The following is a 23,968-nucleotide window of genomic DNA, read 5'->3' on the forward strand; positions in this document are numbered from 1 at the left end:
GTGGTGTGCAACCTTGTCACTGATCTGCCCCCGATGCGTCCGGTTTGACCACCCAGAGCGCGGCCTTGGCGCGGGTCATACCCACGTACAACTGGGCGCGCGCTGCCTGCTCGTCCGCCGCGGCGTCCACCTCCAGAAAGGCGTACCGGCTCTCCAGTCCCTTGAAGTCGGCGATCCGCGCGAACCCGACGCGCCCACGGCCGGGACGGCGCATGCGCATCAGGTCCAGCACGTCGACCCGCTCAAGCCACTCGACGGGCAGGCCGACGAAGATCGATGCGGCCAGGTCGTGCGGTGACAGCAGCACGACCTGTTCGAGCGGCACGCCGTGCTCTTCGAGCTCGGCCAAGGCCGCAGCCACTGCGATGATTGCCTTATCGCGCTCCTCCTCGACCACTACGACCTCGCGGCCGTGTCCGGCCGTGGTCACCCCCAAGTCGGCGCCGGTCCGTTCCTGGGTTGCGCGGACGATTTCGATCGTGTTCCGGCAGTTGTCCATTAGGTCGACGAAGGTGGGTCGGTGCGAGTCGAGCCTGGCTTTAGCGCGGTCCTCGTAGCGCCCGACCAGTCCACGCTGGTTGTTGGAGTCGAGGAAGAAGGCCCAGCGACCATCGGCCAATCCGCCGAACAGCGCGCTGTCCAGCACGTCGAGGCTATGCTCGTTTATGACGTCCTGCGCCTCGTCCACCACGACCATGTCGAAGGTGTCCGCACCGAAGGTCGACACCTCGTCGAACGGAACTGCGGTAATGCCGTCCAAGTCCTGCTGTGAACGGATGAAGGCTGCCAGGATGTGGCTGTGGCAGGTCAGCAGGATACGTTCGCCGGAGTCTCGGACACGCCGGCACATCTCCACCGCCAGCATGGTCTTGCCCGTCCCGGCACCGCCCTCGAACACCAGTCGCGGATTCCTCCGATGCTGGTCAAGCGCCTTGTACTGGCTCCTGGTCAGGGCAACGAGTTCTTTCTCCACCATGTCGTCGAGACGGCGCAAGGACAGCACACGGTCGAAGTCGGGTCGGAGGGCGTTGAGGTAGCGCTCGACGTCATCGGCGGACAGAGGACCACGGTTGCCCGGCTTTCCCTCCCAGAATGCGCCCAACCGGTCGAGGCAGTCCGCCCACCCCTCGGAGGCCAGGCGAATCGAGTTGATCACCATTTCCGGGGTCCACTCCACGCTGACCGCGTCGAACTCGCTGTCCGGGAAGACGACTCCGTACCCGAACACCGTGCGCTCGACCAGCTCCGGGTCGGCGGTGATGCGGCGGAGGACTTTCGCCAAGGCGAACATACTAGTCTGAGCCTGGTCGAGTGGGCTCTCCTTGAGCCGGTGTCGGTTACCCTTGAGGTCGCGCGTGTGCCACACGTCCTTCTTCAGGAGGATCTCGCCTCCCTTGGCTTCCAGCACCAGTAAGCCGCGTTCACCCAGCAGCAGGAAGTCGATCTCGCAGACCCGCTTGCGGTCGTGCTCGGGCAGGTTGGTGCTGTGCAGGGCGTATTCCCACCCGGTCACTTCGAGGGCGGCCAGCTGGGAGAAGATCTCCTGCTCTGCCCGACTGGCACCGGAGTGCACCGATTCCGGAATCATGCGCACGGTAACCTACCTGCATCGTTACGAGGGGGAAGGGTGATCGAAAACCTGTTCGATAAATTCAGCGAAGTCCCCCTTGGATCACCTGAGCAGCGGTGCGCAGCCACGCGCGAACGATCAATCGTTGGTTCGGGTGACATAGTTACATAATCCAGAAGCGAGCTTTGATCACAGGTGCATATCGGTTCTCCGCAGCCGATCATGAGCACCTTCGAGAGCCCCTGACCTCGCTTTTTGTGTTTGCGGACTCGACGCTGACCCAAGCGACGTTGGCCTGGATCTTCCGCAGCTCCTAGGTCAGCGCGAACCGCTCCTCGCCACGATCCGCCCCCGGCCACCTTGCTGCCGCCGGACACAGCCGAACAGCTGATCGACCTCGGGAAGGACCGTCCGCAACTTGACCACTTTTTGTCACGTTCCCACCAGACACTTTCCAGTTGGGTGGAACGACACACCTCGATGCACCCGACTAACCCAGCCCCGCGCTGCGTAGCATGGGCGAGCTCCTCCGAAACTGCAGGGCGATAAAACTTGCGACGCCGAGAATCTGGAAAGTGGCGAAGTCCTTGAACATGTCCTCGCAGGGAGGCATAGTCAAGCTGGGCACGCCAGCGCGTAGTGCGCCCAGCCTGGCGGGCGCCGCGACTGCGACCAGCTGATACAGAGAAACTCCCGGCGATCGGTGGCCGGGTTGGCCTGGGAGGCTGATGCGGTGTACGCGCGTGATGATGAGGGTATTGAATTGAATGCGGAGTTCTCGGTGGTTGCCGACGGCGAGCACCTGAATTTGGTGCTGGAGAGCGCAGGCGGCCGGGCGGCTGGACCTCGTCCACGTAACGACCAGTATGTGCCCGCGTTGACGTTGCTGCTTGGTCGACTTCGCGACCGACGGGCGGTACTGGTCTCCGGCCTGGTGGCGTCAGCGCGGACCGCCCGCTTGTCGGAGGAAGCCCGCAGCATCGTCCCGAGTCCGATCCAGTTGGCCGCGGAGCACGACATCAACGAGGTGCGGCTGCAGATCACGCGGGCGCAAGGGCGGGTCGGTCTGCCGGACGGTGCTGCGAAGGAAGGAAACAACCGGAAGCGAATCGAGCTGCACCTGGATGTTCCGGGTTACGGCCCAGACGACGCTGCACGACTCGCGGCAGATCTCGCGGTCCCCGCCAAACCGGCCTCGATCGCGGAGCTGCCGCAGGCAGATGAACTGCTCCGAGATCTCACTGGCGAGACGATCCTGACCGTCGCCGGTCGACAGAACAGGGTGCTCAAGATCGAGAACGGATTCGTGCTGGTGGCTACCGACCGGTCGCCGGAAGGGCAGCCGGTCGCCGTCGCCGACGTACAGCATGGGCTCGACTTGCTCGCTGAACGGGGCTCGGTCCATGTTTCGGTCAACGAACTCGGTCACCGAAGCGCTTTCGTCGGGGCAGTGCTGGCAACTCTGCCGCACGCTGACGTCAGCTCGTCGCCTGCGGTGGTGACACTGCAAAGCTCGGCGGTCGAACCCGACCCGGGTGACATCCACTTCGGCGAGCTCGACGCGCTCGCTCAGGTTAAGGTCCGGACCGAACAGGCAAGACTCCGCCGGCTGCTCGCGGATGGCCGTGACAGCGCGGCGTGCGCATTGTGCGGCGACGAGTATCCGGTGCGGTTCCTTGTCGCCGCGCACGTGAAGAAGCGCGCAGCCTGTACCGACGCCGAGCGTCGGAACCTACGCGACGTAGCCATGCTCGCATGCAGCTTCGGATGCGACATCCTCTACGAGTCGGGCTGGGTCACAGTCGACGGCACCGGCCACATCCGGACCGTCGAGGTCGACGGACTCCCGGCCGGGAGCCTGAAAACGCGCATAGAACATCTGTCCAGCCGACGCTGCGAAGCCCACGGGCCGGAGTCCGAGCCATACTTCGCCTGGCACCGCACGACCACGTTCCGCGGCCGACTCGGCAGCCGACCCTGAACGCTCGATCTAGTCGACTCAGCAGCTCGGCGGCGGCCGGTCCTGCGACGAGCCGGGCTGCGGGCTGACTGTCACACCACTTCGCGGATGTCAACACGCCCCCGCTCAGGTTGTGACACCTCAAACGACGGTCTACCTGCTAAAAGATTGCTGGGACGGCTGGGACAGGGTCCCGACGGCCCGTCCCAGCTGTCCCAAACTGCCGCATGGTCGCAACACTAGGTCGCCTGCCTGCGCCGGTCACAGCGAGTCGAATGGACGAGGCGAGCGCTTAGGTGTGACCGATCCTGTCTTGCCGAAGTGGGATCCCTCGCTCACGTCGATAGATGACATCGCAGCGTTCGCACTGCCGGTGGATCTCGCGCCGTCGGCGCTCGTCGGACAGCTCGAACACCGCGGTGCCAGTTGCTCCGCAGAGCATCGTGATGACCTGGCCGGGTGCCGGAATCTTCGTCAAGCGGGTTCGGTGCCACTCGCCTTCGATCACCGGGAGGATCGTAAGCGGGTCGATGTAGATCGCCGCCGTCACCGCGTCGCTCGGATCAGCACAGGTACGGTCAAGGCGCACGTGCTCGCCGGCTCGTCGGACGCGCGCCGCAAGAGGGTCCTCACCGTCTCGTGGTAGCGGCTTAGCATCGTCCGGTCGGTCAGGTAGGTGTTGCAGTGCTGGTGTCTGAGCACCACGGCGATCGGGTCGGATCGGTTCTCGAAAAGCGTGAAGGCACCGATCGACTTCAGCGCGGTCTCCGTTGACGGCACGATCCGGACAGTCACGTGCTTGAGCTGCGCCGCCGCGCGAAGGTGTTCGACCTGCTCGTTACGCAGGTCGTCCAAGCCGTGAAGTGCCTGGTCACCGACCAGGAAGACGTAGCGACGTGACCCGTCGTTCAGGGCCTGCTGGCGGACTTGGCGGCTCAGCAGGTCCATGTCCCTGCGGTCGTCCTGCACCACGGCCTTGTCGAGCACTCGTTCGGCATACGCCCGCGTCTGGAGAAGATCCGGAATGCACGACGGCGCCCACTCCACGACCCGGCTTGACAGCTGTTCATACGTCCACAGCAAGTGTCCTAGCTGCGGGTCAGACTGGTCGACCAGGTTGGCGGCGCCGGCGTCCGGTGCGAGCGCCATCACCCGCTCGTACTCGGCCGACTCGACCCGAAGGTATCCGAGAATCCACGCCACGGCGGTCTCCGGCGCCACTTTGATGCCCAACTCCCACGCCGAGAGCGTCGCGGGATGAACACCGATCTTCTCGGCCAGCCTCCGCAGGCCGATTCCACGGCGCTTGCGGGCGTCACGGAGGCTGCTGCTGACGGCAACAGTCGCGGGCGGACGGATGATCGGCTTGGGCATCTTCGGGTCCTTGCTGAGGGCTGTCGGTGGCACGAACGCGCACATGAGCTGCGGATTGAAGACTGCGGTTGGGTGGCCTGCTGTCAGGGCGGGTTCTCGGCGGGGAGCGCACCTCGCACCTCTGCGACCAGAGCGCCGGCTGTTGCCGCGACCGTCTTCAGCGCGCCGATGTGCTCCAGCAGCCGGTTCAGACCCAGCGGGGTCAGGCGGAGTTCGCGGGGTTCGGCACGGCACCGGAGGTAGCCAGCCGCGCGCAGGAACTCGATGTGCAAGTCCAAGTCGGGCGTGGGGAGTCCCCAATGCCTGCTGAACGGCGAATTTCGAACGCCAGCTGGTGTCGGCCAGCAGGCAGGCGATGAACAGGCGGACCGGCTGGAGCAACAGCGCGTCGAGCTCCGTACGCGACGGGGGCGAGATCGGCGTCATCGTCGGCTCACCGCGACGCGGGCGGATGCGTTCACGAGTTCACGACATGTCGGACATGAACGGTCGGCCGGTGCCAGGCAGGAGTGAATCAGCACTTCGTGGCCGCAGAGGGCGCGGTACCGGCCTTGCTGGAGGCGGATGCCGCGCAGAAACTCGTCGTCCGTGACCGCGTGCGTTAGGCCGTCGAGCACGCACCGGTACCAGCTGATGTAGAGCGCTGAGTGCAGCGGCCTGCAGCTAGTGCCCGTCACGGCCCTCCGTTCGACGTCGTGAGTTGATGAAATCAGCCAAACGAATGTCGGACTCGACGACCAGAGCAGCAGTGCGGCAGTTGTGTGGCGCGTACATCGCACTAGCTGGTCTGAGCTGCGGTTACTGCTGCTACATTGATCTGGTCACGCAGGGTTGGAGGTCGGTCATGCCCGTAGGGCGACGTCGCGATGGGCTGATCTCAGCTCGTAAGGTCGCGGGCTTCACCCAGGAGGGTCTGGCGGACGTGCTGCACGTCGACCGGTCGACCGTTGCTCGCTGGGAGGCGGGCGACTACGTGCCACTCCCCTATCTCTGGCCGAAGCTCGCGAGCGTGCTCGGTCGTTCACGAGACGAGTTGCAGGCCCTGATCGGTCCGAGCGCCGGCACGCGGGAGTTCAACCCCGACGACTCGTTCGAGCCGGTGTTCACTTGGCTCGATCGGCGTGCCGGGTGGCCGCTGGGGAGAGCCCGTGAGCAGGTGTACGCGAGCGCAGCCGCCTCATCTCGGAACCGGCCGAATCCGCCGCGAAGCGTCATCGCGGATGCCCTGGCTGATTACTACGCGCCGCCGACCAGCGACCACCGGCCCTACGTCGCGCGCTGCGGTCAGGTGGAGGTGACCACCACCGTCCTTACGCGGCCGGCTTGGCTGGATCTCGCATGCTCGTTGACGCCCACGGGTGAGCACACCGCCTTCGAGGGTGGCAGAGCGAGGCCATCAGCGGTGGTCGATGAGCGAGCTGCGGTGCAGCGTCTCGCGGACGCAGCAGCGTCCGGCATCCGGATCACTGACGTTCCCCTGTACCGGCTGCTCGAGGTCGACCCGCAGCCTGGAGCGCTGCGGGCGAAGGTCGGGATCGCGTCGTTCGTCGAGTACGCACTGGGCGTCGACCTGCTGGAACGGGAGTTGATCGAGTACTTGGCGAGCGGCCGCACCGCGCGTCCGGGACACATGCCGCTCCGCGATCGCCAACTGCCCGACGTGTCCGCGGTGCTCGATCTACCCGGACGTCTCTGCGCCGGTGGCGTGCTGGCGTTGACAGCGATCGCGCGGCCGGCGGACCCGTTCCGCGGTGATGCCGACTTCGTACTGTTGGTTCAGACGAGGTCCGCGCAGGTCGTGAACACAGCCGACCGGTTGTCGGTCATCCCGAAGAGCTTCCATGGGCCGCTTGCGGACCGACGAGCAGATGCCCGGATCGGCGTCACCCTGCGCCGTGAGCTTGAGGAAGAACTATTCGGCAGGACGGACGTCGACCGGTCCGCCGGGGATCTCAGGGTCGCCGATCCCATGCACCCGACCAGGCTTTCCGCTCCGATGCGGTGGTTGACCGACCAGCCCGGCCGGTTGCGGATGGAGTGCACCGGGTTCGGGCTCAACCTGGTCAGCGGGAACTACGAGTTCGCCAGCCTGGTCGTGATCGAAGATGAGGCGTTCTGGCCCCGGTTCGGTGGCGACGTGGAGGCGAACTGGGAGGCAGCGGGGCTACAGCAGTATTCGACGCTCGACGGCGAATTGATCACCGAACTGATCGGTGATGAAAACTGGAGCAACGAAGGACTGTTCGCGTTTCTCCAGGGTTTACGCCGCCTCGCCGAGATCGGCGGCGATCGAGTGGAGTTTCCCGCCGTCGAATTAGGTTGCTGAAGGCCAACGAACGGTCAACACGACCGAATCCGCCAACGCTTCCCAAGAATGGTCAACCCCCGGCCCCCACATCACGTAGTCACCCTGGCGCGTCATAACCTTGCCGCCGCCGGTGACCTCTACGCGAAACTCGCCAGAGACCAGCATCACCAGCGTCGTTCGCTGGTCGTCGGAGGTCCACGCGGGGCGCTTGTCCCCCGCAGGATGGTTGGCCCACTTGACTTCGACGTCCTTGGAGGCTCGGACGCCCTGCGACGGGTCGATGAAGTGGCCGACCAACCAGCCGCGCGTATCGGCCGCGTCTTCGTTGGCGTTGCCGGCGGTCCAACCGTCGCTCACTGGCCTATCTCCCATTCGATCGCGGGCAGTTTCACGCGCTCTCCGCCGATTCCCGCAAGGCGCCGAAGCCCTTGCGTCATGGCGAACAGTCCTTCGTTGCTCCACGCTACATCACCCAACAACTCGGTGACGAGTTCCGCATCAGTAGTTGAATACTGACGAAGAGTCGCAGATTCCCAGTTGGCTTCGACCACTCCCCCGTAGCGTGCCCAGAATTCTTCGTCGTCGATGACGATCAGGCTGGCGAACTCGTAGTTTCCGCTCACGAGGTTCAGGCCGAACCCGGTGCACTCCATCCGTAGGCGGCCGGGTTCGGCGAGGAGCCAGCGCATCGGTTCCGTGAGCCTGGTCGGGTGCATCGGGTCCGCGGTCAGGGTGTCGGCGACGGTGTTGTCAGCGTCCGGCCGGCCGAACAGCTCTTCTTCCATCTCTCGGCGCAGGGTGGCGCCGATCTGGGTTTCTCGCCGGACGTCGGTAAGCGGCTGGTGGAAGCCCTTCGGGATGACGGCCAACCGGCGCGTGGCGTTGAGTACGTGGCCGGAGCGTTCCTGGACCAGCAGCACGTAGTCCGCTTCGCCGCGGTACGGGTCAGCCGGTCGAGCAATGGCCGTCAAGGCGAGGGCTCCCCCTGCGCAGAGTCGGCCGCCGACGTCCAGGACGGCGCCGATGTCTGGGAGGTAGCGATCACGCAGGGGCAGCGACGTCGTGTCGCCGGCCGCGAGCGCGTCGAGCAGCTCGCCTTCGAGCAGGTCCATCGTCAGGGCGTAGTGGACGAAGTGGTCCACGCCGAACGTGCCGCCGAGGTGGCGTTCACTGATGTCCGTGCTCAGCAGCCGGTAGAGCGGCGCGTTCATGAGCCGGGTGTTCATGGCTACCGTCTCGGCGAGCCGGTTGACCGCTGCCTTCGTCGCGTGCTCGTCCAGGACTTCCCGCGGGTCTGGTCGGGCGCTCGCGATCGTGAGCCCGTCGTGCGGCGGGCGTAGTTCGCACGCCAGGTCGAGCCAATCAGCGCAGGTCAGGACGCTGGTGTTCACAGCCTGGTCACCGCAGCTTCCGGCGTACAAGCCGTGGTCACCGTGGCGTCGGCCGTAGTACTCGGCAAGTGCGTCGGTCACGGCGCGCTGGTCGACCCACGCGCGGCGAGTGGCCCGGGCGTACGCCTCCTGCGCGTCGACGCGAGCGGCCTGCGCGGCGACGGCGCGGCGTGCGGCACCAGGGCTTCGGTAGGCGTGCTGGTCGAGCCATTCGAGAGCCGCGCCGATGTGGGGATCCGCGGCCAGTCGTCGATCGGCTTCCTTCGTGTCGGGCCTGGTATGAGCGGCCAGCCCGCCGCCGGTCAGCTCGGCGAAGCGGGCTCGCTCGGCGTCGGACGCCCGTTCATACGCGGTGTCGAGGACCTGCTGCATCTCCGACTGCGGGCGAAGGTCCGGCTTCTGGTGCCAGGACGCGACCGTACGCGCACCGATTCCGAGCTTTTCGGCGAATTTCTCATTGCTCAGCCGCAAGGCGGATTGCAGCGCCGACGCTGAACGTCCGGTCCAGCCACCTACCCCGCTCATTGCTGCCCCAAAGCGCTCTTGTGCAGCGGATATGCAGTGGTTGCGCACTGCTTCTGCACTGGTTGTGCATGGGATCGGACGTCGTTTCGGCCTTGAATTCTAGGTATGGAAATCACCTGGTTCACCAGCCCGAATCGCCCTGCCCTAACGCTTCGGCTTCACGTGCTCGACCACGGTCGCGAGGCTCGTTTGGACGTCCTCCAGCCGGTCGGTGATCTCGGCCAGGCGCTGTTCCAGCGCGTCCAGCCGGGACCACAGCTCGTGGCCGTCGTCGGCCGGCTCGTCCGGGTGCGGCGGAGTGCGGTTTTGCAGCACGGCCAACAAGTGCTGCGGGTGCCAGCCCAGCGTCGTCGACAGCGCTTCGAGCGTGCGCGCGCTCCGGCGGCGCTCGACCGTGTGGTGCTGGAGCTCGCGCACGATCGCCTGCGACACGTGCGATCGCTCGGCCAGCTCGCGTTGCCGCCAGCCGAGTTCGTTCACGCGCATGTTGATCGCCTTGGCGACCGCCGCCCAGTCCTCCGTCACGTATTCCTCCGCGCTCCGCCTCAGCGCCGAGATTAGCGGTTCTTCGCGCTTTCACCACGTCGCCTAGCACTTCGTCGGCGGCGCGTCGGACAAACGCGCCCGTCGAAGAGCTGAAATCAACAACATAGTCTTGAAATCATCAGATTGGTCTTTCTTATGAACTCGCACATCACCTTTCACACCATTCGAGAAGCGGCCTGGCTGCTCGGCGTCTCCCGCGCTGCGGTGAGCCGCGCAATCCGGACGCGCGAGCTGCGCGCCACCCGGTGCCGTCCCGGACTCCGTGTGTCGTCGACCGAGCTGGCCCGCCTGCTCGGGTCGCGTCAGGCCGGAGGTGCCGCATGAGCGCCGACGACCTTTGGCTTATCGGGGTCGCGTGGCGGCTGGACCGGCTGCGCTGGGTGCCGACCGAAGTCCTGACCGATGTCGTGACCAGCGAGGGAGTCTGCATGTGGCCCCCGCCGGACGATGGACCACCCGACGCGAGCCGTGACGGCGAGCTGGCCGAGCGGCTGTGCGGCGGGTGCCCTGTTCGGGACGAGTGCCTGGAGCTGGAGTTGCGGACGGCCGGCCTCGACACCGTCGGCGTCTGGGGCGGGATGACCGACGACGACCGGCGCGCGCTGCACCCCGTCTGGCTGCGGCGGGGCGAGCGGACCGATCGAGGTGCGCGATGAACGGACTCACCGTGACGCCCACGCAGATCCTCGCCGGTGTTGGCGTGCTGCTCGTGCTGTTCTGGGTCTGGCGGGCCGGTTCCCGCCGGGCGAAGGCCGCCGCCGAGGCTGCTCGGAGCGGGGCGCGGCTCGTGTCGCTGGTCGGGCGGGTGCTGTTCAACGCCGGGCTGATCGTCGCTGTTCAGTGGGTCGTGATCGCTCACCCCGGTAGCCCGTGGCTGCTGTTCGCCGTGCTCGGGTTGCCGGCGCTGTTCGCGTCCTACGCGCTGACTCGCGCGATGACCGTGACCACCGTCGACACGTCGAAGCGGGGTGGTCGGCGATGAACAGGGCTCAACGGCTCGCGCAGGACGCGGCCGAAGCCGCGGAGGTGCGCGCTTACCAGACCGATCCGGACGTCGTCGCGCTGCGGATCGAACGCGTGCGGCGGCAGGTCGACTGGATGTGCTGGTCCGGGATCGTGCTGGGGCTGGCCTTCACGATGACCAACGTCCAGGGCTTCGCGTCGGCCGGCACGCGACCGGGGTCACTGCCGTGGCTGGCCGCGTGGGTGCTGGACCCGACCGTCTCCCTCGTTCTGCTGGCGATCCTGCGGGCCGAGCAGGTCACCGCGCGGTACCAGGTTCGGACGGGTGTCTGGGTGCGGCGGGCGAAGTGGTTCACGCTCGCGGCCACCTACGTCATGAACACCTGGACGTCGTTCGCCGCCGGGGAGGCTGCGTCGATCGTGCTGCACTCGGTGCCGCCGCTGGTCGTGTTCGTCGCCGTTGAGGCGATCACCGACCTGCGGGACAAGCTCACCGATGCCGTACTGGTCGCGGCTGAACGGCACACCAACCAGGAGGAGTCTGCGAAGGCTGGCCGGCGCGTGCTGTTCGCCGATTACCTCGCTATCGCTCGGGAGAGCTGGACGCCGGACGTCGAGATCACCCCGGCGTGGGTGCGGCGGGCTACCGGCTGCTCGCGGGGCCTGTCGCCCCGGCTGGCGCGGGCGCTGCGGTCGGAGGTAGCCAATGGCTGACTCTTTGCCGGTCAAGGCCGATCCCGTGTTCGACGGCGAGTTGGTCGACGACACGTTGCCTCAACCGCGCCGACGGGAGCCGACGACGAACCGCTTCGTCCGGTGGTGGCGGCACTCGCCGCGTGTGCCGTTGTGGCTGAAGAGCAAGCCGCAGGCCGTTCAAGCGAGCAAAGACGCCGTCGTCGGGCTGGTGAAGTCGCCGTGGCGGTACGTCGGCGCGGTTGTTCGCGGCCTGATCGTCGGAGTGCGGTGGTGGCGTGGGTGGGTCACCGTCCGGGACTACCGGACGGCGGCCGAAGAGTCGGAGAAGCTGGCCGACAAGTTCACGGAGATTCGGGCGCTCACGCTGTTCCGCTGGAAGGTGACCGGTGCTGCCCTGGTCGTTGCTGCCGTCGGGGTGGCCATCGTCGACCTGGTGTACGGCACCGATCCTGTTTGGATTGGCGGGGCCGCTGCCTCCGTGGCGCTCGCGATCCTCGGGCGCAAAAAGGACGGCAGTCCCGGCCGAAAGCCGGCGCTCGCCGGGCCGCGGACGCTGACCTGGACGATGGACCCGCAGGTACTGGTGGATGCGTTTCGGGACGCGAAGCTGATCGGCAAGGATGAGGCGTTGCGGCTGGTCGAGCGCGCGACGCGTGTCGGCGACGGCTGGGCGGTCACTGTCGACCTTCCGGCCACCCGCAAGGCAGCCGACGTGGTGAAGAATCGGGATGCACTCGCGTCGGCGCTCGCCGTCGATGAGGTCCAGCTGATCGTCGAACGGGTCCGCGGGAACGGTGGGCACGCCGGGCGGGTGTCGATGTGGGTGGCTGATGAGGACCCGTACGCCTCGCCGCCGTTGCGGACGCCGTTGCTCGGTGTGGCGCAGTGGGATGCGTGGCGGCCGATCCCGTTCGGACGGGATGCGCGGGACCGGCGGATTGACCTGCCGCTGGTGTGGACGTCCCTGCTGGTCGGTGCCATCCCCCGGCAGGGCAAGACCTTCGCCGCCCGGCTCGCGGCGGCCGGGCTCATTCTGGACGCGTGGGTACGGCTGTACGTCGCGGACTTCAAGGCCGGGAAGGACTGGGACACGGCCGGCCTGGTGGCGCACCGGTTCATGTCCGGCGACGAACCCGAACACGTTCTGGCGCTCGTGGACTGGCTGATTGAACTGGTCGGCGAAGTTCAGACGCGGTTTCGGCGGATGCGCGACCTGGACGACCTCACGTGCCCGGAATCGAAGGTCACGCCGGAGATGTCCCGCGACAAGGCGCTGAACATGCCGATCACGGCCATCTTCATCGACGAGGTTCAGGTTCCTCTGGAGGATCGCACCCCCGTCGACGTGCAAGGCAAGAAGCTCACCGCGGGCGAGTACGTCGGCGAGCTGTTGACGTGGCTGGCGAAGAAGGGGCCGGCCGCCGGGATCGTGCTCGTGCTCGCCACCCAGCGACCGGACTCGAAGACGATCCCGTCCGGGCTGCGGGCGGTACTCGGGTCGCGGTTCGCGCTGCGGGTGATGGACTGGCGCGACTCGAACATCGTCCTCGGCGAGCAGATGAACACGCGCGGGTTCGACTCCAGTCGGCTGCTGCCCTCGCACAAGGGCGTGGGCATCCTGCGGCCGGACGGCGACACGTCAGCCGGCGCCGACGTGCTGGCCATGACGGTTCGGACCTACTACATGCCAAACGAGGACTGGCGGACCATCTGCGAGCAGGGCCGGACGCTGCGCGAGGCGGCCGGGACGCTTACCGGACACGCGGCCGGACAGGACACCATGCCGGTGCTCGACCACGCGGCCGCGGTCAAGGCAATCGGTGCAGGACACGCAGCTGAGTCGCCTGGCGAACTGCCCGAGGTACTCGCATCGCTCGTTGAGTGCTGGGGAGATGATCTCGGGCCAGACGGCCGAGACTTCGTGCCGACGGCCGAGTTGCTGGACGTCCTGGAGGTTGACTCGCGGACGTTCGCGCAGCAGATGGCCGAGGTGGGGTGCCGACCGACGCGCGACCGCGTGACCGGCGAGGACGGCGAGATGCGGCAGGTTCGCGGATACCGGACGGCTGAAATCAGGAGCGCAATCGACCGCGCGAGGGACGGCGGCGAATCGGCTGGGCAGGAAGGTCGGTCATGAGCGCCGCTCACTCCGAGGATCCACCGATCCGGGTTATCCTACCTGCGGGATTGCCAGAGCTGACGCCAGCGGTGGCACGCGGACTGATGGCCGTATTGATCGAGCTTACCGAGGTGCCAGCGCTGGACGGACCGGCAGAGGAGGAACCGTGATGGCTGAAATCAGCAACGACCCTGGTCGACGCTGGACGAGATCTTGGGCCTTGAGGTGGCCGAGCCGGTCGACGACGGAATCGGTGAGCTGGCGGTCTACGGCCGGTGCTCGACGGAGGACAACCAGGACCCGGAGACCTCCCGCGGCTGGCAGTTCGGGAACGCTCGGAAGTTCGTCGAGCCGCTGGGCGGCCGGATCGTCGCCGAGTACTTCGACGTCGGGCAGTCACGTTCGGTCCCCTGGGAGCGTCGGAACGAGGCATCCCCGTTTCTCGCCGAGCTGAGGAATCCGCGGCGGACGTGGAACGCGGTGGTGGTCGGCGAGGGCACCCGGTGTTGGTTCGGCAATCAGTTCTCACTGATCGCGCCGCGGTTCGCCGCGTACGGCGTCGACCTGTGGGTGCCCGAACTGGGTGGTAAGTACGACGCGCGGAACCCGTCGCACAAGATGCTGATGAGCGTGCTTGGCGGGATGAGCGAGTCAGAACGTCAGCACGTTCAGGCTCGTGTCCGTGCCGCGATGGACGCGCAGGTTGTCAACGAGGGGCGCCACCAGGGCGGCCGGGCGCGCCGTACGGGTACGTCGTCGTCGACGGCGGGCCGCACCCGAACCCCCGAAAGGCCGCCGAGGGGTTCCGGCTGCGCGTGCTGGCCATCGATCCCGACGCAGCCGAGGTAGTCCAGCGGATATTCGCCGAGTACATGGAAGGCGTCGGTGACCGCGCGATCGCGAAGGGGCTCAATGAGGACGGAGTGCCCTGCCCTTCGGAACGCCGGCCCGACCAGAACCGGCACCGGCTCGCCGACGGCTGGCAAGGCAGCACCGTTCGATCCATTCTGGAGAATCCGCGATACACGGGGTACGCGATCTTCGGGCGTTGGACCAAGCACGAGACGCTGCTGAATCCGGATGACGTCGGCGCCGGGCACGTCGTGCGGTTCAAGCGGGCGGCGCCGGATCGCATAGTCCGGTCACGGCGACCTGCGCACCCGGAGATTGTTTCTGTCGAGACGTTCACGCAAGCGCAGCTGATGCGCCGGTCCCGTGCGGCCGGCGGGTTGCCCGGGATTGCCAAGCTCGAACGAAATCGGGCAGTCACGAAGCACACGTACCTGTTGAAGGGGCTGGTGCGCTGCGAGATCTGCACCCGGAAGATGCAAGGTGCTGCGATCCGCAAGGGCGTCTACTACCGGTGCATCGCTCGAACGATGGCGCCGGGTTCGGCGGCGCTGGCCGATCATCCGAAGACGGTGAACCTACGCGAGGACGTCGTGGTCCCGCCGATCAACGACTGGCTGTGCCAGATCTTCGACCCGGACAACCGCGACGACACGGTACGGCTGCTGACCGGGTCGCAGGATGGCCGGGCGGACGGCCGTCGAGCCAACGCGGAGAAGCGGCTGAAGGGTGCAGAGGAGAAGCTACGGCGTCACCTTGCGGCTATCGAGGCAGGCGTAGACCCCGTCAACTTCGTCGAGCCGATGAAGCGCGCACAGGCCGAGCGGCAGGCCGCGTTGGAGGAGCTGAGGCACCTGCCGGACACGCAGGCGGTCGACGTAGCGGAGGTGTACGCGATGCTCGACCAACTCGGCGATGTCGCGAGGCACCTCAACTCGCGGAGCCCGGAGAGGATCACGCAGGTCTACCGCGACCTGGGCCTACAGGTGGTCTACGACAACAAAAAAGAGGCAGTCACCGTGACTGCCTCTCCCCGTGTGGGTAACGTGTGTGTCCGAGGGGGACTTGAACCCCCACGCCCGTTAAGGGCACTAGCACCTCAAGCTAGCGCGTCTGCCATTCCGCCACTCGGACCTGCTGAAGAAAGAGTATACGGCTCCCCCCGACCGTCGTTCAGGGGGGTCTCCATCCGTCACCTCCGCACCTCTGGCAAGATCGGCCGGTTTCGGGTTCTCTGCATCGGTTCAGCACGCCTCCGCACGCACCGCTTGCAACTTAGATTCGCCCGTCCGGGGCGATGCCGGAGAACTGGGAGGTCCGCGGATGGCACGCGCCGGGCGGCGGCGGGAACGACGGGACGCAGCTGGCACGCAGCTCTCCGTTGCCCAGCTCCTCCGGGAGACCGGGGCCACTCCCCGCGCCCTCGATGCGGCCTCCGCGGTCACCAGCCATCCGCGCCGTGACGACACCGGGGACGGCTACCGGGAACGGCTCGAGCAACGGGCCCGGGAAGCCGCCGCCGGGCAGTGGGTTGCCGGACGGCGGATTCGGCTCTTCGCCGGGCTTCTCGGTGCTCTTGTCGTTGTCGGCAGCCTGATCGCCGTCATCTCCCAGGACTCGCCCGGCCGGCAAGCCGCGCCGCCGCCTGGGGCGCTTGCTCCCGCCACTTCCACTTCCGCCACCAGCCGATCCTCCGTGCCCAGTCCGACGGCCGTCACCACCGTTCTCCGGCAAACCGCGACGCCGTCCGAAGCACTGCCCGCGACGGAACCGGCCAAAGAACCCGCCAAGTGCCTCGTGCGCTTCACCGTGCAAGACCAGTGGAACGACGGCTTCACCGCCGCCGTCACCATCACCAACAACAGCGACCGGACCCTCCGGCCCTGGACGCTCACCTGGACCTTCACCGCCGGGCAGCGGGTCACCCACGGCTGGGATGGCCGCTACACCCAAACCGGCGGCCGCGTCACCGTCGAGGCCGAGTCCTACAACGGCACGCTCGCCCCCGGCTCCAGCGTCAGCACCGGCCTCAACGGTGCCTTCGACCACGGCAACCCCGCTCCCGGCGGCTTCACCCTCAACGGCTCCCCCTGCGACGCCGGCTAGCTCAGCACCTCGCGCATGAACTCCACCAGCCAGTGCTGCGCCGGGCTGCGGGCGTGCGTGTGGCGCGTGTACACCGACACCTGCGCCGGCTCCACCTCCAGCGGCAGCTCGAACAGGCGGACCCGGTGCTGGGCCGCGAACATCTCCGCCACCAGGCGCGGCACCATCGCCACCAACTCGCCGTCCTGGACCAGGTACGGCAGGGCCGCGAAGCGGGTCACCTCCAGGACCACCCGGTCGAGCAGGCCGCACGCCCCCAGCGCCCGGCGCGGGCCGTCGTGGCCGGTCGGGCCGAACACCGTCACGTGGCGCTCCGCCGCCAGCTGGTCGAACGTCACCTCCGCCGCCAGGCGCGGGTGGTCGCGGGACACCATGCCCACGTAGCCCTCCGAAAACAGCGGGTGCCGCGCCACGCGCTGGGAGCTGATCAGCGACGAGGCGATGAACGCGTCGATCTCGCCGCGGCCGAGCTGGTCGGCCGCGCCGTCGACGTCCAGCGGCCGGACCGACAGCGTCACGCCGGGGGCGCGCGACGGCAACGCCGCCATCAGGCGCGGCAGCAGCGAGATCTCCCCCAGGTCGGACAGGCACAGCGTGAACGCCGTCCTGGCCGTCGCCGGCGAGAACGACCACGCCCCGCTGACCGCCGCCTCGATGCCCGACAGCGCGCTGTGCAGGGGCTCGTAGAGCGCCCGCGCCGTCGTCGTGGGGACCAGGCCGCCGCCGGTGCGGCGGAACAGCTCGTCCGAAAACCGGCGCCGCAGCTTCTGCAGGCTGTAGCTGATCGTCGGCTGCGTGACGTGCAGGGACTCGGCCGTCGCCGTCACGCTGCGCGTCTCGTAGAGCAGTACGAACGTCCGCACCAGGTTGAGGTCGAAGTCGCGCACCATCGATCCCGTCTATGAACCGCCACGGCAACATTTATTGGAACACACCCCGGTGTGCTCCCTAGGGTCGGTCCAACCCGTTCGAGGAGGACCCCGCGCATGCCCACCGCCCGCCGGCTCGCCCACGAGTTCCTGCACCGCCGTGGCCTGACCACGATCTTCGGCAACCCCGGCTCCAACGAGCTGCCGTTCCTCGCCGAGCTGCCCGAGGACTTCCGCTACGTCCTCGGCCTGCACGAAGGTGCCGTCGTCGGGATGGCCGACGGCTACGCCCAGGTGACCGGCCGCCCGGTGCTGGTCAACCTGCACGCCGCGGCCGGCTCGGGCAACGCGATGGGCGCGCTGACCAACGCCGTCTACTCCCGCTCTCCGCTGGTCCTCACCGCCGGCCAGCAGGTGCGCGCGGCCATCGGGATGGAGGCGATGCTCGCCAACGTCGACGCCACGCAGCTCACGCGTCCCCTGGTCGGCTGGGCCGGCGAACCCAGCTGCGCCGCCGACGTCCCGCGGTCGCTCGCGCAGGCCGTGTTCGAAGCCGAGCTGCACCGGCGCCCGAGCTACCTCTCGGTGCCCTACGACGACTGGGCCGCCGAGCTCGGCCCCAACGCCGCCGTGACGCTCGATCGCGAGGTGCGCCGCGGGCTCAGCCCCAGCGCGGCCCAGCTCGACGACCTCGCCGCGAGCGTCGCCGCGGCGAAGAACCCCGCGCTCGTGCTCGGCGGCGACCTCGACGCGCTCGGGCTGTTCGACCGGGCCGTCGCCCTCGCCGAGCACCTCGGCGCGGCGACCTGGGTGGCCCCTTCGCCGCACCGGCTGCCCTTCCCCAACCGGCATCCCCTCTTCCGCGGCGTGCTGCCGGCCGGCATCGCGCCGATCTCGGCCGCGCTGACCGGGCACGACCTCGTCCTCGTCCTCGGCGCGCCGGTGTTCCGCTACCACCAGCACGTGCCCGGCGCGTACCTGCCGGACGGCACCCGGCTGGTCCAGGTGACCGACGACTTCGGTGCCGCGACGCGTGCGCCGATGGGCGAGGCGCTGGTCGCCGACCCGGCGCCGGTGCTCGAGGCGCTGCTGGCCAAGGTGCCCGCGAGGACGTCGGAGGACGGCTACGTCGCGAACCCGGAACCCCGGACCGGCGAAACGGCGCTGCACCCGGAGCAGGTCTTCGCCGCCCTCCGCGACACGCAGGCCGGCGACACGCGCTACGTCGTCGAGTCGACGTCGACGAACGCGGCGTGGTGGCGGCAGCTGGACCTGCGCCGCGAAGGCTCGTACTTCTTCCCCGCCGCCGGCGGCCTCGGCTTCGGCCTGCCCGCCGCGGTCGGCGTGGCGATGGGCAGCCCGGAGCGCCCGGTCGTCGGCGTCATCGGCGACGGCTCGGCGAACTACGGCATCACGGCGTTGTGGACGGCGGCGCACTACCGCGTCCCGGTGACCTTCGTGATCCTCCGCAACGGCGTCTACGGCGCCCTGCGCTGGTTCGGCGAGCTGCTCGGGACGCCGGACGTGCCGGGCACGGAGATCCCCGGGCTCGACTTCACGGCCATCGCGGCGGGCTACGGCGTCGAAGCCACCACCGTCACCGACGAAGACCACCTGCGCACCCAGCTCAAGACGACCCCGGACGGCCCGCGGCTGCTCCAGGTCGACACCGAACCGACCACACCGGAGTGATCATGACCCTGCTCGACGACGAGTTCCTCGGCGGCACCGGCGGCACCCACGCGGTCGTCGAACCGGCGACCGGCGAAACCCTCGGCCACGTGGGCGTCGCGACGCCGGACGACGTCGCGAAGGCCGCCGAGACGGCCGCGAAGGCCCAGCGCGACTGGGCCCGGCGCAAGCCGGCCGAACGCGCCGCGGTGCTGCGCCGCGCCGGCGAGCTGTGGGAGACGCACGCCGCCGAAGTCCAGGAGTGGATCGTCCGCGAAGCCGGTTCGACGCGGCCCAAGGCCGGGATCGAGACGGAGATGGCCGCCGGGATCTGCTTCGAGGCCGCGGCCCTGCCCACCCATCCCCTCGGCGAGGTGCTGAGCACCGGCGAACCCCGCTGGTCGCTGGCCCGGCGCGGGCCGGCCGGGGTGGTCTCGGTGATCTCGCCGTTCAATTTCCCGCTCATCCTGGCGATCCGCTCGGTCGCGCCCGCCCTGGCGCTCGGCAACGCCGTGCTGCTCAAGCCGGACCTGCGCACCGCGGTGTCCGGCGGCGTGAGCATCCTGCGCGTGTTCGAGGCGGCCGGGCTGCCCGAAGGGCTGCTGCACCTGCTGCCCGGGGACGCCGCCGTCGGCGCGGCGGTCGTCGACGCGCCGGAGGTGTCGGTGGTGTCGTTCACCGGCTCGACCGCGGCCGGGCGCAAGGTCGGCGAAGCCGCCGCGCGCTCGCTCAAGCGCGTGCACCTGGAGCTGGGCGGGAACAACGCGCTGGTCGTGCTGCCCGGCGCCGACGTCGCCAAGGCGGCGTCCGCCGGCGCGTTCGGGTCCTTCCTGCACCAGGGCCAGATCTGCATGACCACCGGCCGCCACCTCGTGCACGAGTCCCAGGTGGACGCCTACGTCGAAGCTCTGGCCGGGAAGGCGCGGCGGCTGCCCGTCGGCAACCCGGCCACCGGGGACGTCGCGCTCGGCCCGATCATCGACGACCGGCAGCTCGCGCACGTCACCGACGTCGTCGACCGCAGCGTCGCGGCGGGCGCACGGGTACTGGCGGGCGGGAAGCCGGACGCGCCGTTCTACCCGCCGACCGTCCTCTTCGGACTCGACGACACGACGCCGGCGTGGCGCGAGGAGATCTTCGGGCCGGTCGCGCCGGTGCGGGCCTACCGCGACCTCGACGAGGCCGCCCGGCTGGTCAACGACTCCGAGTACGGCCTGTCGGTCGGCATCCTCGGCGACGTCGGCACGGCGATGACGCTGGCCGACCAGGTCCGCTCGGGCAAGGTGCACATCAACGAGCAGACGGTCGGCGACGAGCCGACCGCTCCGTTCGGCGGCGTCGGCGACTCGGGCAACGGCTCCCGCTTCGGCGGCGCGCAGGCCAACATCGAGGCCTTCACCGAGACGCAGTGGCTGACCGTCCGCGCGGAAATCGCGGGCTACCCCTTCTGAGAACCCCTAGGAGTACGGCAATGACGACGTCTCCCGCCCGTCCCGTGTGGACGGCGGTCCTCTGCTGGCTGACCGTCCTGCTCGAGGGCTACGACCTGGTCGCGCTCGGCGCCACCATCCCGACCCTGCTCAAGACCGGCCACCTCGGCTTCACCGCGGCCGGCGCGACCGCGGTGGCCACGGTGTCGCTGATCGGCGTGGCCGTCGGCGCGGCCTGCCTCGGCCCGCTCACCGACCGGTTCGGCCGCCGCATGATGCTCATCGGCTCGGTCCTGCTGTTCTCGCTGTTCACCCTGCTGACGCCGCTGGCGCCGAACGTCGCGACCTTCGGCGTCTTCCGGTTCGTCGCCGGGCTCGGCCTCGGCGCGTGCATGCCGGTGGCGCTCACCGTGATGTCGGAGAACCTGCCCGCGCGGCGGCGCGCCAGCGCCAGCACGTTCACCATGACCGGCTACCACGTCGGCGCGGTGCTGACCTCGGTCCTCGCGCTGGTGGTGCACGAGAACTGGCACTGGCTGTTCTACGGCGGCGGGATCGTCGGCCTGCTGGCCGTGCCGCTGATGTGGTGGCGCCTGCCGGAGTCGGCCGCCTACCTCGCGGCCAAGGAGGAGCCGCCCGCCGAGCGCGTCGGGCTGAAGGACCTGCTGGGCGCGCGGTTCCGGCGGATCAGCATCGCCGTGTGGACCGGGTCGTTCATGGGGCTGCTGCTGGTCTACGGGCTCAACACCTGGCTGCCGCAGCTGATGCGCACCGCCGGCTACCCGATCTCGACGTCGATCACGCTGCTGCTGGTGCTCAACGTCGGCGCGGTGCTCGGCCTGGTGCTGGCGGGCACGATCGCCGACCGGTTCGGCATCCGGCCGATCGCCCGGATCTGGTTCGGCGCGGGCGCGGTGCTGCTCGCGGCGCTGAGCCTGAAGATCGGCAACGCGTTCGTGCTCAACGCGGTCGTGCTGCTGACCGGCGTGTTCGTGTTCTCGGCGCAGGTGCTGATCTACGGGTACGTCGCGCACGCGTTCCCGGCGCAGGCCCGCGGCACCGCGCTCGGGCTGACGTCGGCGGTCGGGCGGCTCGGCTCGATCCTCGGGCCGTTCGTCACCGGCGCGCTGGTCACCGCCGGCGTCGCCTATCCGTGGGGCTTCTACTTCTTCGCCGTCGTCGCCGCGCTGGGCCTGGTCGCCGTGCTGATGCTGCGCGGCGAGCCGCGTGGGTCGGCGGAGCGGTTGACCTCCGTGTCGGCCGGGTAGCCGGAGGGGATGACCCAGCCTCACGACGAAGTCGGCGAAGAGGACTCGAGCGGCAACCGCATCGAAGAGCCCCCTCGCCGCGAAGAATCCGACACGCCGCTGGAAGACGAAGAAGCTCGTGCGAAGCCGGGGCACCCCGCTTCGCACGAGAACTTCCGCGGCAGCGACTAGACCGTGTCCTCCGGCCGCCGCCGGCCCAGCGTCGCTTCGGGGTGCTCGGTCCGGCGGTCGGAGTCGCGCAGGACCTCGCGGGCCTGGGCCTCGGGGTCCGCGCTGTCGACGGCCTGCTCTTCGGGCAGCAGCTCGGCCCGGGTCTCGGTCCGGTCAGGTGTGTCGTCCATGTCCCGCTGGTACCCGCTCGCGCGCCGGCTCAGACACCGCTCAGCCAGCCGAAGGCCAGCGCGACGATCAGGGCCGCCACCATCAGCACGAGCACGCCGGTGAGCACCAGCCACAGCACCGGTGTGGTCTTGGACGGCATCGGCTGCGGGTGCGACAGGCCGGACGTCTGCGCGGAGTCGGGTGGCGTGCTGCCCGGCGGCACGCCACCCCCGGCCTCGAGGTCCGGTGTCCGGCGCGGGTCCGGATCCGGGGGCTGGGCGGTCATGGCAGGGTCCTTCCGTCGCGGGGCGGCTCCCGTGCCGGGTGCCCGGCGGCGATGCGGTCAAACTCAGTCCTTCGCCCGGCGGTTGCCCGCCGCGTCGCGCCGGAGCCGGTCGGTCTGCTCGGAGATTTCGCCGAGCTGGCGCGCCAGGCCCGCGTGGGCGTCGGTCAGGTGGGCCCGCGCCGCCGCCAATGGCGGCAGCAGCGTCGCCGGGTCGTCGTCGCCGAGTGCCGCCCCGATCCGGTCCGCGCTCTCCTGGGCGGCGGGCCCGAGCCCGTCCAGCGCGCTGACCCGGCCGGCCAGCTGGCGCAGGATGGCGGAGTTGCGCCGGGCCCAGTCGGCCACCGCCCGGTCGCCCGCGCGGCGGCCGCGTTCGGCGTCGACCCGGGCCTCGCCCGTCTTCTCCCCCGTGTCCGAGGGCTGCAGCCGCAGGTAACGCCGTTCCGCGGCCTGGCGGCTCGCGACGCCCAGCGCCGGGGCCAGCGCCACCCAGCTCGCGCCCGCCGCCCGGGCGGCGGTGATCAGCTCCGGCTCCCAGCCGGCGATCTGCTCCCGCAGCGTGCGCAGGCCGGCGAGCGCGGTCAGCAGCTGGTCCTGGTCCGCCGAACCGGCGCGGGCGGCCGTGACCACCTCGTGGAGCCGGCGCACCGCGCCGACCGGGTCGCTTTCGTCCATCTGTCATCCTTTCGACGACCTACTTCTTGTCATCGTTCTGACGACATGCTAGAACAGAACCGCGTATTGACACCAGTGTCGTCGAGCTCCTGGAGGTGGATCCCGATGTTGATGCGCACCGACCCGTTCCGCGACTTCGACCGGTTCGCCCAGCAGGTGTTCGGCGCCGCGACGCCCGGTACGTGGTCGAAGCCGGCTCCGATGCCGATGGACGCCTACCGCGCCGGGGACCAGTTCGTGATCTGCTTCGACCTGCCCGGCGTCGACCCCGGTGCCATCGAGCTGGACGTCGAGCGCAACGTCCTCACCGTGAAGGCCGAACGCCGTCCCCTGCCGACCGACGGCGACGTTCAGCTGCAGGTTTCCGAGCGGCGGCTCGGCGTGTTCTCCCGCCAGCTCTTCCTCGGCGACACCCTCGACGCCGACCACATCACCGCCGACTACGACGCCGGTGTGCTGACCGTCCGCATCCCGGTCGCCGAAAAGGCGAAGCCGCGCCGCATCGAGGTCACCGGCAGCGGCGAGCAGCGCGAAATCAAGGCCTGAGCACGCAAGCGGCGGGGCCCGGCAGTCCCGGCCCCGCCCGCTCACGCCGGGTCGACGCGGAACACCGCGATGCGCTCGGCCGCCGCGGCGACGGCGTCCGGGGTCGGCGCGTCCGCGAGACCGGTCGTCACCAGCCGCTTCCCCACGCTCGCCGGGCTGGTCGCCACCAGCTCACGCAGGAGCGGGCGCCGATCCTCCACCGGCACCTCGGTGAGCCGCGCGGCCGCCGTGCGCCGGCCGCGGGTGAGCGTCACCTCGCCCGCCGCCCGGGCGTTCGCGACCCAGGCCGCCTTCGGATAGGCCTGGAAGATGTAGCGGCCGCCGTCGATCGGGATGACCGCGATCGGGAACGTCCGCGGCACACCGGTGCGCCGCCCGCGCACGGTGAGCAGCTGCATCGGGCCGAAGGCGATCCCCAGCCGCTGGAGCCCCACGACGATCTTGTTCCCCGCGTTGACCATCCGCCGGTAGTTCTGCGCTGTTGTCATGCCGCCGACG

General features: G+C 69.0%; 27 protein-coding genes, 1 tRNA gene and 1 pseudogene. 15 read left to right on the forward strand and 14 right to left on the reverse strand.

Going from position 1 to position 23,968, the window contains the following annotated elements; all coding sequences use genetic code 11:
- Positions 1 to 16: 16 nt before the first annotated feature.
- Positions 17 to 1,588, reverse strand: a complete 1,572-nt coding sequence (locus tag BT341_RS32605) for an NERD domain-containing protein/DEAD/DEAH box helicase (RefSeq protein WP_218177796.1) — start codon at positions 1,586 to 1,588, stop codon at positions 17 to 19.
- Positions 1,589 to 2,303: 715 nt separating this feature from the next.
- Between BT341_RS32605 and BT341_RS44695 the strand changes: the two genes are divergently transcribed.
- The gene (locus BT341_RS44695) at positions 2,304 to 3,551 is read left to right on the forward strand and encodes a hypothetical protein (protein ID WP_143168726.1); all 1,248 of its coding nucleotides are present in this window, start codon (positions 2,304 to 2,306) and stop codon (positions 3,549 to 3,551) included.
- Between the two features lie 271 nt (positions 3,552 to 3,822).
- Here the strand turns inward: BT341_RS44695 and BT341_RS32620 are convergent, their stop codons facing one another.
- The 3 genes from BT341_RS32620 to BT341_RS46915 all read right to left on the reverse strand — a co-directional run bounded on the left by BT341_RS32620 (position 3,823) and on the right by BT341_RS46915 (position 5,182).
- On the reverse strand, positions 3,823 to 4,038 hold the full coding sequence (locus tag BT341_RS32620; protein ID WP_245805190.1) for a hypothetical protein: 216 nt from the start codon (positions 4,036 to 4,038) through the stop codon (positions 3,823 to 3,825).
- 38 nt (positions 4,039 to 4,076) lie between these two features.
- Positions 4,077 to 4,904: a Scr1 family TA system antitoxin-like transcriptional regulator gene (locus BT341_RS32625; RefSeq protein WP_072479904.1), complete on the reverse strand. Its 828-nt coding sequence runs from the start codon at positions 4,902 to 4,904 to the stop codon at positions 4,077 to 4,079.
- Positions 4,905 to 4,987: 83 nt separating this feature from the next.
- On the reverse strand, positions 4,988 to 5,182 hold the full coding sequence (locus BT341_RS46915; RefSeq protein WP_245805191.1) for a transcriptional regulator: 195 nt from the start codon (positions 5,180 to 5,182) through the stop codon (positions 4,988 to 4,990).
- A 566-nt stretch (positions 5,183 to 5,748) separates the two neighbouring features.
- Here BT341_RS46915 and BT341_RS32640 point away from each other — a divergent pair.
- A complete protein-coding gene (locus BT341_RS32640) occupies positions 5,749 to 7,230 on the forward strand; it encodes a helix-turn-helix transcriptional regulator (protein WP_084743285.1) in 1,482 nt (493 codons plus the stop codon).
- On the opposite strand, the gene BT341_RS32645 is transcribed toward BT341_RS32640, so the two are convergent.
- The 3 genes from BT341_RS32645 to BT341_RS32655 all read right to left on the reverse strand — a co-directional run bounded on the left by BT341_RS32645 (position 7,219) and on the right by BT341_RS32655 (position 9,653).
- Positions 7,219 to 7,569, reverse strand: a complete 351-nt coding sequence (locus tag BT341_RS32645) for a cupin domain-containing protein (protein ID WP_072479906.1) — start codon at positions 7,567 to 7,569, stop codon at positions 7,219 to 7,221. The genes BT341_RS32640 and BT341_RS32645 overlap by 12 nt on opposite strands.
- On the reverse strand, positions 7,566 to 9,128 hold the full coding sequence (locus BT341_RS32650; protein ID WP_072479907.1) for a transcriptional regulator: 1,563 nt from the start codon (positions 9,126 to 9,128) through the stop codon (positions 7,566 to 7,568). The genes BT341_RS32645 and BT341_RS32650 overlap by 4 nt, the downstream gene beginning before the upstream one ends.
- Before the next feature lie 144 nt (positions 9,129 to 9,272).
- Positions 9,273 to 9,653: a helix-turn-helix domain-containing protein gene (locus BT341_RS32655; RefSeq protein WP_020640049.1), complete on the reverse strand. Its 381-nt coding sequence runs from the start codon at positions 9,651 to 9,653 to the stop codon at positions 9,273 to 9,275.
- A 156-nt stretch (positions 9,654 to 9,809) separates the two neighbouring features.
- On the opposite strand from BT341_RS32655, the gene BT341_RS44705 reads away from it, so the two are divergent.
- The 7 genes and pseudogenes from BT341_RS44705 to BT341_RS46925 form a co-directional block, all read left to right on the forward strand.
- Entirely contained in the window at positions 9,810 to 9,998 is a 189-nt protein-coding gene (locus BT341_RS44705; protein WP_072479908.1) for a helix-turn-helix domain-containing protein, read from the forward strand.
- Positions 9,995 to 10,330, forward strand: a complete 336-nt coding sequence (locus BT341_RS32665; RefSeq protein ID WP_072479909.1) for a WhiB family transcriptional regulator — start codon at positions 9,995 to 9,997, stop codon at positions 10,328 to 10,330. The genes BT341_RS44705 and BT341_RS32665 overlap by 4 nt, the downstream gene beginning before the upstream one ends.
- Positions 10,327 to 10,656, forward strand: coding sequence for a hypothetical protein (locus BT341_RS32670; RefSeq protein WP_072479910.1), 330 nt, complete (start codon positions 10,327 to 10,329; stop codon positions 10,654 to 10,656). The genes BT341_RS32665 and BT341_RS32670 overlap by 4 nt, the downstream gene beginning before the upstream one ends.
- On the forward strand, positions 10,653 to 11,351 hold the full coding sequence (locus BT341_RS32675; protein ID WP_072479911.1) for a hypothetical protein: 699 nt from the start codon (positions 10,653 to 10,655) through the stop codon (positions 11,349 to 11,351). The genes BT341_RS32670 and BT341_RS32675 overlap by 4 nt, the downstream gene beginning before the upstream one ends.
- Positions 11,344 to 13,470, forward strand: coding sequence for an FtsK/SpoIIIE domain-containing protein (locus BT341_RS32680; RefSeq protein WP_072479912.1), 2,127 nt, complete (start codon positions 11,344 to 11,346; stop codon positions 13,468 to 13,470). Before BT341_RS32675 ends, BT341_RS32680 begins: the two co-directional genes overlap by 8 nt.
- 195 nt (positions 13,471 to 13,665) lie before the next feature.
- Positions 13,666 to 14,301 carry a recombinase family protein gene (locus BT341_RS46920; protein WP_245805193.1) on the forward strand — a complete coding sequence of 212 codons (636 nt, stop codon included), beginning with the start codon at positions 13,666 to 13,668 and terminating at the stop codon, positions 14,299 to 14,301.
- A gap of 23 nt (positions 14,302 to 14,324) precedes the next feature.
- Positions 14,325 to 14,606 (forward strand): annotated as a pseudogene (locus BT341_RS46925) (recombinase family protein); the annotation flags it as partial.
- Between the two features lie 438 nt (positions 14,607 to 15,044).
- Here BT341_RS46925 and BT341_RS46930 read toward each other — a convergent pair.
- Positions 15,045 to 15,230 (reverse strand): hypothetical protein, encoded by a 186-nt coding sequence (locus BT341_RS46930; RefSeq protein ID WP_245805194.1) that lies wholly within the window; start codon positions 15,228 to 15,230, stop codon positions 15,045 to 15,047.
- Between the two features lie 120 nt (positions 15,231 to 15,350).
- Positions 15,351 to 15,436, reverse strand: a tRNA-Leu gene (locus BT341_RS32690).
- 560 nt (positions 15,437 to 15,996) lie between these two features.
- Between BT341_RS32690 and BT341_RS46935 the strand changes: the two genes are divergently transcribed.
- Positions 15,997 to 16,407 carry a cellulose-binding domain-containing protein gene (locus BT341_RS46935; RefSeq protein WP_072479914.1) on the forward strand — a complete coding sequence of 137 codons (411 nt, stop codon included), beginning with the start codon at positions 15,997 to 15,999 and terminating at the stop codon, positions 16,405 to 16,407.
- On the opposite strand, the gene BT341_RS32705 is transcribed toward BT341_RS46935, so the two are convergent.
- Positions 16,404 to 17,297, reverse strand: a complete 894-nt coding sequence (locus BT341_RS32705) for a LysR family transcriptional regulator (RefSeq protein WP_072479915.1) — start codon at positions 17,295 to 17,297, stop codon at positions 16,404 to 16,406. The genes BT341_RS46935 and BT341_RS32705 overlap by 4 nt on opposite strands.
- Positions 17,298 to 17,393: 96 nt before the next feature.
- On the opposite strand from BT341_RS32705, the gene mdlC reads away from it, so the two are divergent.
- From mdlC to BT341_RS45655, 4 genes are read left to right on the forward strand one after another with little or no spacing between them, the layout of a single operon-like run.
- Positions 17,394 to 18,968 (forward strand): benzoylformate decarboxylase, encoded by a 1,575-nt coding sequence (mdlC, locus tag BT341_RS32710; RefSeq protein ID WP_072479916.1) that lies wholly within the window; start codon positions 17,394 to 17,396, stop codon positions 18,966 to 18,968.
- Between the two features lie 2 nt (positions 18,969 to 18,970).
- Entirely contained in the window at positions 18,971 to 20,398 is a 1,428-nt protein-coding gene (locus tag BT341_RS32715; RefSeq protein ID WP_072479917.1) for a benzaldehyde dehydrogenase, read from the forward strand.
- 20 nt (positions 20,399 to 20,418) lie between these two features.
- A complete protein-coding gene (locus tag BT341_RS32720; RefSeq protein ID WP_072479918.1) occupies positions 20,419 to 21,645 on the forward strand; it encodes an MFS transporter in 1,227 nt (408 codons plus the stop codon).
- A gap of 9 nt (positions 21,646 to 21,654) precedes the next feature.
- Positions 21,655 to 21,816 carry a hypothetical protein gene (locus tag BT341_RS45655; RefSeq protein ID WP_177328958.1) on the forward strand — a complete coding sequence of 54 codons (162 nt, stop codon included), beginning with the start codon at positions 21,655 to 21,657 and terminating at the stop codon, positions 21,814 to 21,816.
- Here the strand turns inward: BT341_RS45655 and BT341_RS45660 are convergent.
- The 3 genes from BT341_RS45660 to BT341_RS32730 form a co-directional block, all read right to left on the reverse strand.
- Entirely contained in the window at positions 21,813 to 21,986 is a 174-nt protein-coding gene (locus BT341_RS45660; protein WP_177328959.1) for a hypothetical protein, read from the reverse strand. The two genes, BT341_RS45655 and BT341_RS45660, sit on opposite strands and share 4 nt — an antisense overlap.
- Before the next feature lie 29 nt (positions 21,987 to 22,015).
- Positions 22,016 to 22,252, reverse strand: coding sequence for a DUF6480 family protein (locus BT341_RS32725; protein WP_072479919.1), 237 nt, complete (start codon positions 22,250 to 22,252; stop codon positions 22,016 to 22,018).
- Between the two features lie 63 nt (positions 22,253 to 22,315).
- A complete protein-coding gene (locus BT341_RS32730; protein WP_072479920.1) occupies positions 22,316 to 22,924 on the reverse strand; it encodes an HSP18 transcriptional regulator in 609 nt (202 codons plus the stop codon).
- 105 nt (positions 22,925 to 23,029) lie between these two features.
- Between BT341_RS32730 and BT341_RS32735 the strand changes: the two genes are divergently transcribed.
- Positions 23,030 to 23,470, forward strand: a complete 441-nt coding sequence (locus BT341_RS32735; RefSeq protein ID WP_072479921.1) for an Hsp20/alpha crystallin family protein — start codon at positions 23,030 to 23,032, stop codon at positions 23,468 to 23,470.
- A 41-nt stretch (positions 23,471 to 23,511) separates the two neighbouring features.
- Here BT341_RS32735 and BT341_RS32740 read toward each other — a convergent pair whose 3' ends face one another.
- Complete coding sequence (locus tag BT341_RS32740) at positions 23,512 to 23,958, reverse strand: nitroreductase family deazaflavin-dependent oxidoreductase (RefSeq protein ID WP_245805195.1); 447 nt, start codon at positions 23,956 to 23,958, stop codon at positions 23,512 to 23,514.
- Positions 23,959 to 23,968: the final 10 nt, after the last annotated feature.

The organism is Amycolatopsis australiensis (genome assembly GCF_900119165.1).
GTDB lineage: Bacteria > Actinomycetota > Actinomycetes > Mycobacteriales > Pseudonocardiaceae > Amycolatopsis > Amycolatopsis australiensis.

Coding starts and splice junctions, on each gene's coding strand:
- BT341_RS32605 (WP_218177796.1), bottom strand. CDS start 1,588: ATGATTCCGGAATCGGTGCACTCCGGTGCCAGTCGGGCAGAGCAGGAG.
- BT341_RS32625 (WP_072479904.1), bottom strand. CDS start 4,904: ATGCCCAAGCCGATCATCCGTCCGCCCGCGACTGTTGCCGTCAGCAGC.
- BT341_RS32640 (WP_084743285.1), top strand. CDS start 5,749: ATGCCCGTAGGGCGACGTCGCGATGGGCTGATCTCAGCTCGTAAGGTC.
- BT341_RS32650 (WP_072479907.1), bottom strand. CDS start 9,128: ATGAGCGGGGTAGGTGGCTGGACCGGACGTTCAGCGTCGGCGCTGCAA.
- BT341_RS44705 (WP_072479908.1), top strand. CDS start 9,810: ATGAACTCGCACATCACCTTTCACACCATTCGAGAAGCGGCCTGGCTG.
- BT341_RS32665 (WP_072479909.1), top strand. CDS start 9,995: ATGAGCGCCGACGACCTTTGGCTTATCGGGGTCGCGTGGCGGCTGGAC.
- BT341_RS32670 (WP_072479910.1), top strand. CDS start 10,327: ATGAACGGACTCACCGTGACGCCCACGCAGATCCTCGCCGGTGTTGGC.
- BT341_RS32675 (WP_072479911.1), top strand. CDS start 10,653: ATGAACAGGGCTCAACGGCTCGCGCAGGACGCGGCCGAAGCCGCGGAG.
- BT341_RS32680 (WP_072479912.1), top strand. CDS start 11,344: ATGGCTGACTCTTTGCCGGTCAAGGCCGATCCCGTGTTCGACGGCGAG.
- BT341_RS32705 (WP_072479915.1), bottom strand. CDS start 17,297: ATGGTGCGCGACTTCGACCTCAACCTGGTGCGGACGTTCGTACTGCTC.
- mdlC (WP_072479916.1), top strand. CDS start 17,394: ATGCCCACCGCCCGCCGGCTCGCCCACGAGTTCCTGCACCGCCGTGGC.
- BT341_RS32715 (WP_072479917.1), top strand. CDS start 18,971: ATGACCCTGCTCGACGACGAGTTCCTCGGCGGCACCGGCGGCACCCAC.
- BT341_RS32720 (WP_072479918.1), top strand. CDS start 20,419: ATGACGACGTCTCCCGCCCGTCCCGTGTGGACGGCGGTCCTCTGCTGG.
- BT341_RS45655 (WP_177328958.1), top strand. CDS start 21,655: ATGACCCAGCCTCACGACGAAGTCGGCGAAGAGGACTCGAGCGGCAAC.
- BT341_RS45660 (WP_177328959.1), bottom strand. CDS start 21,986: ATGGACGACACACCTGACCGGACCGAGACCCGGGCCGAGCTGCTGCCC.
- BT341_RS32725 (WP_072479919.1), bottom strand. CDS start 22,252: ATGACCGCCCAGCCCCCGGATCCGGACCCGCGCCGGACACCGGACCTC.
- BT341_RS32730 (WP_072479920.1), bottom strand. CDS start 22,924: ATGGACGAAAGCGACCCGGTCGGCGCGGTGCGCCGGCTCCACGAGGTG.
- BT341_RS32735 (WP_072479921.1), top strand. CDS start 23,030: ATGTTGATGCGCACCGACCCGTTCCGCGACTTCGACCGGTTCGCCCAG.
- BT341_RS32740 (WP_245805195.1), bottom strand. CDS start 23,958: ATGACAACAGCGCAGAACTACCGGCGGATGGTCAACGCGGGGAACAAG.